Origin of the sequence: Blautia hansenii, from assembly GCF_013304445.1 — a bacterium.
Lineage (GTDB): Bacteria > Bacillota > Clostridia > Lachnospirales > Lachnospiraceae > Blautia.
Map to the genome: position 1 here is coordinate 1 of NZ_JAAITA010000006.1, position 12,254 is coordinate 12,254.

The 12,254-nt window shown below is 37.1% G+C and carries 12 protein-coding genes; 7 read left to right on the top strand and 5 right to left on the bottom strand.

What is annotated here, in order from left to right:
- Positions 1-82: 82 nt before the first annotated feature.
- The 5 genes from G5A70_RS06505 to G5A70_RS06525 all read right to left on the bottom strand — a co-directional run bounded on the left by G5A70_RS06505 (position 83) and on the right by G5A70_RS06525 (position 5,483).
- Positions 83-1,012 (bottom strand): RNA-binding protein, encoded by a 930-nt coding sequence (locus G5A70_RS06505; protein ID WP_173680729.1) that lies wholly within the window; start codon positions 1,010-1,012, stop codon positions 83-85.
- A gap of 25 nt (positions 1,013-1,037) precedes the next feature.
- Positions 1,038-3,044, bottom strand: coding sequence for a VirD4-like conjugal transfer protein, CD1115 family (locus G5A70_RS06510; protein WP_173680728.1), 2,007 nt, complete (start codon positions 3,042-3,044; stop codon positions 1,038-1,040).
- Complete coding sequence (locus G5A70_RS06515; protein WP_173680740.1) at positions 3,034-4,101, bottom strand: hypothetical protein; 1,068 nt, start codon at positions 4,099-4,101, stop codon at positions 3,034-3,036. Before G5A70_RS06515 ends, G5A70_RS06510 begins: the two co-directional genes overlap by 11 nt.
- A 178-nt stretch (positions 4,102-4,279) precedes the next feature.
- Positions 4,280-4,945 carry a DUF6100 family protein gene (locus G5A70_RS06520; RefSeq protein ID WP_015526862.1) on the bottom strand — a complete coding sequence of 222 codons (666 nt, stop codon included), beginning with the start codon at positions 4,943-4,945 and terminating at the stop codon, positions 4,280-4,282.
- Between the two features lie 7 nt (positions 4,946-4,952).
- A complete protein-coding gene (locus G5A70_RS06525; protein WP_054338136.1) occupies positions 4,953-5,483 on the bottom strand; it encodes a DUF5697 family protein in 531 nt (176 codons plus the stop codon).
- A gap of 400 nt (positions 5,484-5,883) precedes the next feature.
- On the opposite strand from G5A70_RS06525, the gene G5A70_RS06530 reads away from it, so the two are divergent.
- The 7 genes from G5A70_RS06530 (at position 5,884) to G5A70_RS06560 (ending at position 12,211) form a co-directional block, all read left to right on the top strand.
- A complete protein-coding gene (locus G5A70_RS06530) occupies positions 5,884-6,057 on the top strand; it encodes a plantaricin C family lantibiotic (protein ID WP_114002469.1) in 174 nt (57 codons plus the stop codon).
- Positions 6,058-6,111: 54 nt separating this feature from the next.
- Positions 6,112-9,222, top strand: coding sequence for a type 2 lanthipeptide synthetase LanM family protein (locus G5A70_RS06535; protein WP_117843977.1), 3,111 nt, complete (start codon positions 6,112-6,114; stop codon positions 9,220-9,222).
- Positions 9,203-9,745, top strand: a complete 543-nt coding sequence (locus tag G5A70_RS06540; protein ID WP_054338131.1) for a hypothetical protein — start codon at positions 9,203-9,205, stop codon at positions 9,743-9,745. The genes G5A70_RS06535 and G5A70_RS06540 overlap by 20 nt, the downstream gene beginning before the upstream one ends.
- Before the next feature lie 148 nt (positions 9,746-9,893).
- Positions 9,894-10,661, top strand: coding sequence for a hypothetical protein (locus tag G5A70_RS06545; RefSeq protein ID WP_114002467.1), 768 nt, complete (start codon positions 9,894-9,896; stop codon positions 10,659-10,661).
- A 181-nt stretch (positions 10,662-10,842) separates the two neighbouring features.
- Positions 10,843-11,172, top strand: a complete 330-nt coding sequence (locus G5A70_RS06550) for a DUF1648 domain-containing protein (RefSeq protein WP_054338147.1) — start codon at positions 10,843-10,845, stop codon at positions 11,170-11,172.
- Positions 11,173-11,222: 50 nt separating this feature from the next.
- Positions 11,223-11,639, top strand: a complete 417-nt coding sequence (locus tag G5A70_RS06555; RefSeq protein ID WP_054338130.1) for a DUF3788 domain-containing protein — start codon at positions 11,223-11,225, stop codon at positions 11,637-11,639.
- Between the two features lie 53 nt (positions 11,640-11,692).
- Positions 11,693-12,211, top strand: coding sequence for a ClbS/DfsB family four-helix bundle protein (locus G5A70_RS06560; protein WP_054338129.1), 519 nt, complete (start codon positions 11,693-11,695; stop codon positions 12,209-12,211).
- Positions 12,212-12,254: the final 43 nt, after the last annotated feature.

Below are 12,254 nucleotides of genomic sequence, written 5' to 3' on the forward strand. Positions count from 1 at the left end.
TAATGACATATCTTATATCAGTTTTTTGAGTTTACACAAAACTTGAAACGGTCTCCTCACCTTTGGAAATGAAGAAATCTCTTTAAATATTCTGTTTAATAATCCTTGTAATGATCCCCACTGCAACATTCCGATCTTCGTCAATATGTGTCACAACAAAGGACACCTTATCTTTCTTTCCAACGGTGCGGCTGTCGTAGCAACTGTGAGCAATGGCGTTGACACCCAGTTCTAACCGGACGAAAACTGTTCCTTTGTGGATATCTTCCACCGTTCCGGCATATTTTCCCTGTACCCGACAATTTTTCAGATTTTCTTTGCTGGTGTTTCCTTCCACGCTTTTTACATCTGCATGGATGGAGAGCGTTTCCGGGGAATCTCCCTGGATAGTTAAGATCCGGACCAGAATATGTTCCCCTACCTGGAATCGTTCCCTGGCATCACCCAGCCAGTCAAAAGACAGATCTCTTGCAAGGATGGAAGTTTCTACACCAAAGATTTCTGCCCGGACTACTTTTTCAGCAACGGCAATGACTCTGGCCTGCACAATACGGTCTTCATGAATTTTTGTCTGCCCGGAAGAGTCCTGATCAAAATAGAAAATCTGACGTTTCTTCAGCATAGCATCTTTCCGGCTGGCAACGATGCTTCTGGATTTGGTATCCAGTCCTTTGATTACAAAGTCGATTTCACAACCAAGCATATTGTTAAGGACTTTGTTCTGTCTAAGAGAGAGATCTCCGTAATCATGAGTTTCATCCTGGATCAGATTGATCATCATTTCCGAGATAGGGATGACTGCCCGATAATCTTTATAGTAAATAATTGCTATTAAGCTGCCGGCTTCGGTCTTTTCAATACCGCCCAGAATGCCGGTGAGAATTTTCCGGGTACGATAGGCATTTTGGATGTCATGCCAGATTAAATCCGCTTTTGATTGAGCAGTTTCTAATACAGTATCGGAGTCAAGGGTTAAAATAGGGGTGTTCAGGTTCATTGTTTCGTTTGCCATAAATGTTATCTCCTTTCAAAATGTGTTATGACATGATGGAATCTTTATCTAAAGGAACCATGCCAGAGTCGGGGGAATCTTCTATAAAATTTTCCTGAAGTAAATCCTCCATAAAATCATCGGGAGTAGGTTCCTGATAAACGGGTTCGGATGTAAAATGTGGTTTCTGTTTTGCTATTGACGCAGAAGATGAACGGCGTTTCCTTTTGGCAGATTCGAATGAGGGCTGTGGTCGATAATCTGTTTCTTCCGAGGAACCATTTTTGCGCCATTCAGGTATGTGTTCCGATGCTTTTCTTGGTGTCAGCTTTTTGGCATCTGGATGTAGGGTATAATCGTACTTTTCTACTTTTAGGACTTTTTGCCCACGTAGGATAACCAAGGCAGTATCAAGTGGGAGCCGCAAGATTTCATCTGGTGTTAAGAGTTTTCGTTTGCCGATAGATTTTGTTTGCCGGTATTCCGGTGTATAGTCGGATACCCGCCAACTATTGAGCTGCTTGGCTTCGCTGCTTACCCCTACGGTTACATCGCCGCTGCGGTTACTGATAAAGGTAGCAGTAACTTCATCTGTGCAGCCCAAAAAGAGCTGAGTGTCACAGTTGCCGATAATTTCCTGCCATTGGTTATAAGGATAGCGGTTCTGCATCTGGGGTAAATTCTGAAAGATGCAGGAAATGCTGAGATTCCGGCTTCGGATTACACTGATCTTCTTATTCAATTCCAGGATAGCTCCGGTGTTAGCAAGCTCATCAGCTAGTATATGTACAGCAACAGGAAGTTTTCCTTCTTCTCCATACTTATCTGCATAACGGACCAGTTTGATGAAGATGAAGGTCATAAACAGGGAAGATAAAAAATCGAAGGTGCTGTCTTGGTCTGAGGTAATGCAAAAGTAAGCACATTTCTGTTTCCCCGGAAGTGTCAGATCAATCTCATCATAAGAGGTAATCTGCCGAATGAGTTTATTCTGAAATACCTGAAGTCTGGCACCCAATCCGATAATAACTCCGCTTCGCACGGTATCACTGGCTTGTTTGTAGATGCAGTAAGGAACTTTTGCTGGATGGGACACTGGGAGCAGATCAAAAAGACTGTTCAGCTCCTTTTCGGAACTCATGGTCAGCAGCTTATAAACCTGTCCGATATTTCTGGCTTCCGGCGGAAATCCCTGATCCACATAGAGAACCAGGGCTTTTAGCAGGTTCATCTCCGCATTATCCCAGAAATGATCTCCTTTTCCGGAACCTGTATTCTGGATGATGACATCTGCAAATACCTGAGCCATCGTTTCCTGTCCATTGATTTCACCCAGGCAATTCCAACTATCCGAGTTTTCCGGATTGACCAGATTAAATGCTTTTACTACATAGCCCTCGTTTTCCAGATAAGCAGACATGCTTTCATAGAGTTCGCTTTTGGGATCGGTAATGATTAAACTTTCCCCGGAAGCGTTGTTGCCTTCCTGCCCTCTGGCGACACACTGGAAAATCATATTCCTGGCAAATGCCCTGGATTTCATGGAACCGCTGGCACCATACACGGCGATATTTTTATTCATTCGTGTTTGATATGGAAGACATACGGCTTTGCCATTCAATTTTCCTAAAATGGTTCCTTTATTTTTCTTTACATCTCCGGTCAGTTCCAAAACTTTCATCATTTCATCTGGAGTCATGAATCCGGATGTACCGTAGGTTCCTTTTGTAGAGTAATTTAAGTTCCGGTCATGGTCACTAATCTCCCCGTTTCTGTCATATCCCATACGCATAAGTAAAAAAGTAAGAAGCCCAAAGAGAACCAGGCAAAGAAAAATCCCATACAAATTGTATGGGAAATCGGTAAGGGCAGTATGAAAGCATACCAATGGGTGTAAAGAAGCTGCTTGCGGATAGGTTCCGTTGCCGGCAAAGTTTCCGGCAGAAGTCCATTCCTGATAGTTTTTAATAAATTGTGCTGCGTATCCTCCGGCATACAGAGTGCAGACGCTTATGGGAAGCAAAAACAGGAACTTCCACCATTTACGGTTCATTGAAAAACCTCCTTTTAAACTTTTGAAAATCAATGCTGGAGAAGTGTATATCTGCAGTTAGGTATTTTTTCAGGCAGGGAAGCTGAAAGTCAAAGCAAATCAGGTTCCCGGATAGCCCATATACATTTAATCCAGTATTGAAGCGGTTGATACGCTGCATGTCAAAATCATACGCAAGCAAAATAGGGTTTTCCTGGCTGTCTATTCCATCATGTTCAATTGGCAGATCCTCACGCTGGGGAAAACAGTCGGACAGTAGTAACTGATTAAGCTGCATCATACGCTGGGGTTGTACCAATAAACGGAGCAGGTATTCTCCGTAGCTGTTATTGGGCAGGAAATAGAAGTGTTCATACGCAGTATCCAGCATGAACAGTGTTTTTTTGTATCCCCCGGTACTGGTAAGGAGACGGAAAGCCATATCCATATCACTGCCGGTCATGATGGCATAAACGGTAGGCGGGCCATGGTAAGGAAGTCCTTGAAGATAGTGCTGCAAAAAAGCATTGAGTCGGACTTCCGTTTTGTATTCCCATTTTAGAAGTGTATTTCCGGTATTATAAACAGCATAGACACAGTGAGGAGCCATCAGGATTCCCATACTACGGGAATTTTTGATTTTAGTAGTGGATGCTCCAAGATTTTTTATTTCCCTAGAAGAGTAAAACAGAGGAAGGCTTCGCATAGGAAACGTAGCCGCTTCGCCGGATTCAGAAAAAAGCAGGGGCTTTTCATCTGGAAAGAATGGGATTCCAGCATGGGAAAGCGTCAAATAGGTTTCTGCTTTTTGATGAAGTCGCAGCCGTCTTGGTAATTCGCTACGTATGAGGTTGGTTTCTGCATTTCCGGTTAAATAGTTTTGAAAACGACAGGGATTTTGCGAAAGCAGCAGTTCTTTTGCCCGTTTGGTAAGGCGATAACCTCGTAGGCCATCTTTATAGTGTGTTCTTATAAGCTTACTCTGCTTTAAATCTGTAACCACCTTCTCTGCATAGGAATCACTCTCAATCAATCTGTTAAGCTGTCCGGAAGGGAATTCCCCACATAGTCCAACCATTTCTAAAAGCTGATATTTTATAGAATCGGTTTTTATCAAATAAGCATCACCTCAGTTCGATTTTTACCTATGACAGCCTATACTTGGGTAAAGTAAGGGCGGTATTAAGCATAAAAAATGCAGAGAATATGGCTTCTTTGCAGAAAAATTACCTATATCGGAAAAAGAAAGAAAAATATCAGGAAATTTCCGATATGGTTTTGATAGACGATTTTCTATTTTTCAGCCAGCCAGGAAAGATTTCCGGTTTCATTACAAAGATAACGGTGTGATCGTAATTCCCCAGTTCTGTAGTGTGATAGGAGTCGCAAAAGAGTCCCGTATCATCAACCAGAACATAGGAAGCGATAGTATCTAAAATCTGTTTGAACTCCAAATTATCGTAATCACGTATCCGTTGTAAAGAAAGGCTCTGGTCATAAATTTGACTAAAACAGACCACACATCTTTTATATAACGGAATAGAATGTTCTGTCACATAAGTCTGCAAGGCAAGGTTTAATGGCTCATGTAGAAAAGCGGTGTTGGTTCGCAATTTACGTTTGGGCAGTAGTCCTGGCATGGTAATGGAAAGAACACTATTTGAAAAAGAGATTTTGATTCCCTGCACAGCCGCAGCCTGTTTCAGATAGTCTTTCTTTCCAGTGTCAGTTGTGGTATATACCAGATTTCTGAGCTGGCAGGCAATCCTTTCAGAACGTAGGGCAGCACTGATACTCAGCTCTTCGTATTTGTCGGCATACGCTTGAATATCTGTTGTTTTCAATGCAAAAATAGTGTTGTGAAGTTTTTGGACTTCATCATCAATGCTCTGTAAACGGTCAAAAACAGTTTTGGTGTTCATACATACCTCATTTCTTTGCATAATAGCTGACAGATCCGGTAGAGGAGTCTACAAGGCAAAAGGCAATCACGCCTGTGATATGAATTTTTGCAGCCTGTTCTTCTGTTTCTAATACAACCAGCCGTTTCGCATCGCTTTTTGTCTGGCTTTCCATGACATGATTGATAAGATATTCTTGTTCCTGGGGGACATAGAGGACTTCATACCACTCATCTTTAGAGAAAAAGTTCAGTTTCACAGGAAATTCACCGTCAGTATGGTACACAATGGCTGTTTTGAAGTCCAAAAGCACCCAAAAGGATGCAATCATGCCATAATCAGGATTGTTTGCAGATTCCTGGCTGTCGAAGAGAAGCCCGTTCTCCTTATCATAGATAATGCGTTTTTGTTTTACCAGACTTGTGATCAGAGATTTGATAGACTCTCTGTTTTTGGAAAAGAGCCGTAAGACCTGTTCATATTGCAACGAATGGTAAGTTGTAATGAACCGGAGCAGTTGGGCACCTTCCCCTTGATAGATTTCATTTCTTGTTTTCATGGTAATCTCCCTTCATTATATAATAGGAAGTTTTACTTACACTGTACGCACAGAATACGTTTTATTTTAGGGGAAGTACGCTGTACGTACTGTGTAAGTATTGGCTACTGTCAGCGAAAGGTTTACGGGTACAAAAAAAGCACCGATTAAGGTGCTGGGGAAAATAGGAATACTATAAGCAATACCTATTGTAACATGGGTAAAATTACCCTTCAATCGCAGAAGTGTGCCAAGTTGTGGCATATTTAGGAAATGATAAAGACAGTTGAAAACCAATTAGGAAGAAAAAATGTCAATCTATACCAAAAATAAAGACGAAATTCGGAGATAGGATATAATAAAAATCAAGATACTTAGGTATCAAAAGACCCTAGTTCTGAAGAAAGGAATGGTGGATATTATGAGAAAATTTGACAGAACAAATATGAAATATAACAACCCGGCTGGAGATCTTTTGACAGAATTAGAAGCAGCAGATTTGACAAGTAACAAAGTTGATAGTTTAGCTTCATCAGGTGTGGTTTGCACAATTTCTGTTGAATGCGGAAGTATTTTTACACTTGCTTGTTGCTAATTAACCAAAGATGATTTTAGAACTAGGGCCTGGATTAAGAGAAAGGGAGATAACATGAAAAAATCTAGTTATTTATCTGAAAGAGTGTATGATGCTATTCCGTCTGAAATAAATATGGAGTCTTTAGAGTATTGGAAGAAAATACTGAAGGAGGAAGGATTACAATATGTAAAGAAAAACCACCTTGAGTATTTTTTTGGTTTTATAAATAATTGTGCTTTTAGTAGCCACGAGAAGAGTCAACCACGAAATTTTGTGAAATTGTCTTTGAACAAAAAGGCGTTTAGGCATGAGGGTGAGAAAATGGTTTTCGGAGCATTTTATGATCCTTTTGTGCAAGAGGCAAATAGACAGCTTAGAGAAATAGTTATACAAAGACGATATATCAATGAATCGATTCTATTTGATTTTCAGCAATTTTTGTTTAATTCGCTTAATAATCTTTGTATCCGAACTTTAATTTATGAAATGCATATATGTGGACAAGAAGGCGTGTTAAGGGGAAATGAATCTGAACAGTATCAATATTATATCGACCATTTTTTAAAGGATAAACAATATTTGAATGATTTATTTTCGCTTTATCCAGTGTTAGAAAGAAGGATAAATGAAATTATACAAAATGCGATAGATATTTACAAAGAAGTGATAGAGCGCATTGAGAAAGATGCAGATGTTTTAATGAAAAAATTTAATATCACTGAAAAAGGATTTGTCGTAAACCATCTTTCGACAGATTTTTCTGATTCGCATAAAAAAGGGAGAAGAGTATTTTGTGTGGAATTTGTATCGGGAGATAAAATTTTATATAAACCACGAAGTTTGCAAAATGAGATTAAGCTACAAGAGATTACAAATTATTTCTATAGAATATGTAATTTGGGAAGTTATGAGTATTCTATACTTGATAAAGAAATGTATGGTTGGTGCGAAATTGTAATACAAAGAGATTGTAAGTCTATAGAAGAACTTTCAAGATATTATCAAAGAATAGGGATTATTTTGTTTATAAATTATCTTTTGGAAGGAGGAGATATTCATTTTGAAAATCTCATTGCATGCAATGAATATCCAGTTATTATTGATGCGGAAACATTTATAGGAAATATAGAAGAGAATAATGGGAAAAGTGCAGCAGAAAAAGTGGCTAGTCTTTTAAGAAAATCGGTGTTGTATTCAGGAATACTCCCCTTTTATTCATGGAATAACGCAGGAGATACAGGAATCAATATGAGTGCCATTAGTGGAGAAGAAGGACAAAAATTCCCGATAAAAATCCCCTTTATTATCAATCCGAAGTCGGTTAACATGAGGGTTGTCTATGATTATCCAGTATCGAAAGGAAATCACAATTTGGCAATGCTAAAAGGAAGGTTTATTCAACCCTCCGAATTTGCAGATAAAATTATCCAGGGATTTGAAAGTGCATACTTAGGTGCAATGGAAAATACAGAAACACTATTAAGAATCATACAACAATATGGTGAATTAGAGGTGAGATATCTGATTAGAAATACACAACAGTATGCAATTGTGTTGAGTAGTTCATATCATCCTGAATTATTAGTGGATGGAGGAGCACGAAATTTATTTTTTTATTCATTGGCAAATGGAAATCTTCAAAATCAAAGGAGTAGATCTCTTATTGAGTATGAAATTGAAGATTTATTAAGTGGTGATATACCGTATTTTTATTTTCGTGGAAGTAAAAAAAACATTTATACTTGGGATGGCAGAGAAGTAAAGGATTTCTTTAGTAAGCCAGCTTTGCAGCAAATTGAGGAAAATATACAGAATTTGTCCTATAAGAATTTAGAACAACAGACGCAATATATTAAAATTACTTTTAATATGGAGAATGCAGGAACAAGGAAAATAAAGAATAAAAGGTTAAAACTAGATCTTTATAGTAATATGGCCAAAACGGCAGAAGAATTGGCAAAAGAGCTGCTAGATAAAATAGGAACAAATGCGATTTATAGCGAAGATGGAGCAGACGTTAATTGGATTGGCGTAAAATTATTTGGTATAAAAGAAAATCAGTGGATGATCCAGGCATTACCGAATACATTATATGATGGTACGGTTGGGATTAATTTGGTATTCCATTTATATGAATGGATATACCATGACAGAAAATATCATAAGATTTGTGAGGTTTTAGATAATCGTTTGTTGAGGTATATTGATACTATAAGTGAAGGGGAACAGAATATCGAAGACTTTAATACAGGAATCTTTAGCGGCGAAGGTTCGATTTTATATACGTTGGGTATTTTATATGAAATATATGATGATATCAAGTATAAGGAATATTTCGATAAGTGGCTAAATTGTATGGAAACACTTATCTTAGAAGATCGTTTGTTCGATATGATTTCGGGAAATTCGGGAATAGTTTTGGTTCTGATTAATATGTATAGAAAAACAAAAAAGCCTATTTATCTACAAAAAGCTATACAAATAGCAGAACAATTGATAGAGAATATGATTACTGAAAATGGAAAAGTTGGTTGGAAATCAGAGGTGGTTCCTGAAGTATTGGCGGGATTTGCACATGGAAACAGTGGTTTTATAGAACTATTTTCAAGATTATATGAGGTATATCCACAAACAAAATATTTAGATATCCTTTCAAGTTTAGTAGAATATGAAAATTCTTTATACTCAGAAAAGGATAATAATTGGATTGATTTAAGAAAGTTTTCAGAGGTTGATCAGCATAAGAGTCAACCAATAGCGTGGTGCCATGGAGCTGCGGGTATTCTGTTATCCAGATTAACCTTATATAATGCCATCAAGAATTTAGGAGAAACTGCATTGCTTCAGCAAGCTATTAAAGATATAAGCCTTGCTAAAAATAAATTAATTGAAGACGGGTTACATGCAGGTTTCTGCCTATGCCATGGAAACATGGGAAATTTATTGATTTTAAAAAGATATGCAGAAATTTTTGATGATAAGCAGGTAAGAAGCATTTGTGATTCTCGATTTGAACAGATTTTGGAATTCCTTAATGAGGAAAATATATTACCAACAGAATTATACAATCCAGGTTTTATGACTGGTTTATCAGGAATCGCTTATGCTTTGTTAAAATATAAGATGCCCAAATTACCATTGCTTATAGGAGTTGAGGGAATATATGATAGAAATGAAGTTTAGTAAAAATGATGAAGAAGATGGGTTGTTCCGCATAAGTTCGAGAGACATAGTTGGATTTTATAATTGTAGTAGTAAACAAGAGCGTAAGATAACAGACATTATAAAATGCTATGGAACAACAAAAAGCATAAAAGAAGTTGAACTGAAAAACATGAAGCCAGAGGATAATGTTACAGTATCTCGGTATATAGAGAGAAATGTAGGTTCAATTATAAACAAAGATTATGTGATTGAAGGCTTTCTGGGAATGGGGAAGTTGTCCGATTGTAAAGACGAAATGGTTAGCAGATTGGATATATCTAAGAGATACTGCTTAGAAATATTAGTGGCATTTCTTCAAGAAGCAGACATTATTATTTTGCATGAAATGTTTGAAAATGTTTGGAATCATACTATAGAGGAAATTTTAGTTGAATTTTCACTAAGAGGAGCAGTGGTTGTGTTCTCAGAACATGGTGAAGAATCATTGATGAAATTACCAATGCACAGTTACGACCTAAGTGGTAGGTGTGTTGGATGGTAGAATAATTGGGGAATATGATTTTTCATATTCCTTGAGATATATAGGGTAGAAAATATATTTAGCTGCAATGTTTTGTCCCTCCATAGTTAACGAATCTATCTAAATAAGAAATAGGTTATATCAAACAGATTTTACAAAGGAGAAATACATGGAGAGAGTTTTAATAATATCTTATATTATCAGTATGATACTTACGGCAGGCTTTATTTATTGTATTTATAGAGAGAAATATTGGGTTTTTGAATTTGTAAACAGAATAAAGAAGCCGATACAGCAACTTGTTTATGTTTTTCTTATGCTCCTATCATCGTATGCCTATATATGCTTTTCGTTACTCATAAAGGCTGATTTTAATGCTGTGATATGTGCGGTGCTATTACTTCTTTTGATTTGGGCTATGGACTATCTGTTTTCTTTATGTTTTAAAAAAAATGATTTGGGGATAAGTGAAAAAAAACGCTATATTTTTATGGCGTATGTGGGAGCCTGCATATCGGGATTTATTATTGCAAGTCGTGATGCTTCGAAAATGGCTTTAGAAATTCCAAATATAACAATTAGCGTTTTGATCGGAGCTTATGTACCTTTTACATTATTATTAGAGGATGGGAAAAAAGGGAAAGTAGAATTGCAAAGTATGAAAGAAGAATGGGAGGAAAAGTATAAGAAGACATTTCGTGAACGTAAGGTCAAAGACATTCTTTCTGCTCTACTATTTGCGATGGTATATGGCGTTTTACTGGTAGGGGCGTTATCTCCTGCTCAAAATATCATCAATGATATTGCTTCAGGGATAGGAATGGGGATGGCTACAGTGGTTGTTGCCTTTGTAGGGTTGGTTGAAGTGAAAAACAGGTTAACGAAAAGGAGGAATAAAAGAGAAGACGCAGATCAAGAGAAATCCGATACAGAGTAGAAGGGGCAAGACAGCAAGGAGTATTTAGCCGGAATTATTTCAAATGTACCTCACAAGATTGGATGTTGATGCGATATAAATGATATGATATACTGAAGTCCATATTATTAGATTTGTGGAGAAATAGGGATAGCCAAGAGAAAAAATATAAAATTAAATTTTGCAGAAAGAAGGCATTTTTATGAAACTTGTAGGAAGCAGAAAATTAACATGGGGAATTTGCAGTATTGGTGTTTTATTAGCAATAGTAAGCGTGTTTTTCTTACCTCAGATTATTCCTGTTCATTTTGCAAATGGGATAGCAGATGATTTTGGAAATAAGGTAGAGATTTTTTTATTTCCTATTTTGTTAATCATAATTACACTTTTGACTGGAAAAGAAAACATTAAATATTTCCTGACACATTCAAAAACATTTTTGACAGATATACAGTATAATTTGATGATAGATGGCGTTCTCGGAATTGTTTTGATTGCAGAAATTTATGTTATTTATGCTTCATTTGTTTAAGTGTTTCAACAAAAAATTCCAGTTTCTATAAAGAGCAAAGGAGAATGGTCATGATTGATATGCAGAATCAAGAGGAAATTCCGATCTTAGAGGATTTTGCGGCATATATTAGAAATCCAGTATTTATGAAATTTTGTTCCGAGATTAAAAAGAAGTACAGGTGCCATGAAAAAATAGAATTTAGCCGTTGTAGTTTAGAACGTGGTTGGAATGTAAAATTTAAAAAGTCTGGGAAAAGCCTGTGTACGATATATCCAAGAGAAGGGTATTTCACAGTGCTGGTTGTGATTGGTTCAAAAGTAAAAGAAGCAGTTGAGAATATTTTATGCGACTGTGCCCCAGAATTAAGAGAACTTTATGAAAAAACAAGATGGGGAAATGGACAAAAATGGCTTATGATTGATTTAGAAGATCAAGGAGAAATGTTTGCGGATGTACTTCAGCTTATTGAAATTCGCAGGGGATAATCAATTTTGGAGTGTGGAACAAGGAGTAAAGACGGAAGACTGCGAGGTAAACGATGAAGACGTATGAAAATAAAGAGGAACTAAAGGCAGAAATCAAGAGGGCTTACGACAAATATATTGCAGAGTTTAAGGATATCCCGGAATCCTTGAAGGACAAACAATGTATGGAGGTAGATCGAACACCTGCAGAAAATCTTGCATATCAGGTTGGGTGGACCGCATTAGTATTGAAATGGGAAAATGATGAACAGGCTGGACTTCCAGTGAAAACACCATCGGATGGTTTTAAGTGGAATCAATTGGGGGAATTGTATCAGTGGTTTACCGATACCTATGCCCATTTATCTCTAAAAGAACTAATGGGCATGCTGGATGATAATATACAGAAAATTTTTACAATGATTGATTCTATGACGGAAGAGGAGCTATTTTTACCACATAAAAGAAAGTGGGCAGATGAAGCTACCAAAACAGCAGTATGGGAAGTTTATAAGTTTATTCATGTAAATACAGTAGCCCCTTTTGGAACATTTCGGACAAAGATTAGGAAGTGGAAGAAGCTTTTACTTTGACACACAGATAGAGTTTTAGAAAATATCGTGCTTTTTTGTGCAA

Coding starts and splice junctions, on each gene's coding strand:
- G5A70_RS06555 (WP_054338130.1), top strand. CDS start 11,223: ATGATTGATATGCAGAATCAAGAGGAAATTCCGATCTTAGAGGATTTT.
- G5A70_RS06530 (WP_114002469.1), top strand. CDS start 5,884: ATGAGAAAATTTGACAGAACAAATATGAAATATAACAACCCGGCTGGA.
- G5A70_RS06505 (WP_173680729.1), bottom strand. CDS start 1,012: ATGGCAAACGAAACAATGAACCTGAACACCCCTATTTTAACCCTTGAC.
- G5A70_RS06510 (WP_173680728.1), bottom strand. CDS start 3,044: ATGAACCGTAAATGGTGGAAGTTCCTGTTTTTGCTTCCCATAAGCGTC.
- G5A70_RS06535 (WP_117843977.1), top strand. CDS start 6,112: ATGAAAAAATCTAGTTATTTATCTGAAAGAGTGTATGATGCTATTCCG.
- G5A70_RS06545 (WP_114002467.1), top strand. CDS start 9,894: ATGGAGAGAGTTTTAATAATATCTTATATTATCAGTATGATACTTACG.
- G5A70_RS06540 (WP_054338131.1), top strand. CDS start 9,203: ATGATAGAAATGAAGTTTAGTAAAAATGATGAAGAAGATGGGTTGTTC.
- G5A70_RS06515 (WP_173680740.1), bottom strand. CDS start 4,101: ATGGTTGGACTATGTGGGGAATTCCCTTCCGGACAGCTTAACAGATTG.
- G5A70_RS06520 (WP_015526862.1), bottom strand. CDS start 4,945: ATGAACACCAAAACTGTTTTTGACCGTTTACAGAGCATTGATGATGAA.
- G5A70_RS06550 (WP_054338147.1), top strand. CDS start 10,843: ATGAAACTTGTAGGAAGCAGAAAATTAACATGGGGAATTTGCAGTATT.
- G5A70_RS06560 (WP_054338129.1), top strand. CDS start 11,693: ATGAAGACGTATGAAAATAAAGAGGAACTAAAGGCAGAAATCAAGAGG.
- G5A70_RS06525 (WP_054338136.1), bottom strand. CDS start 5,483: ATGAAAACAAGAAATGAAATCTATCAAGGGGAAGGTGCCCAACTGCTC.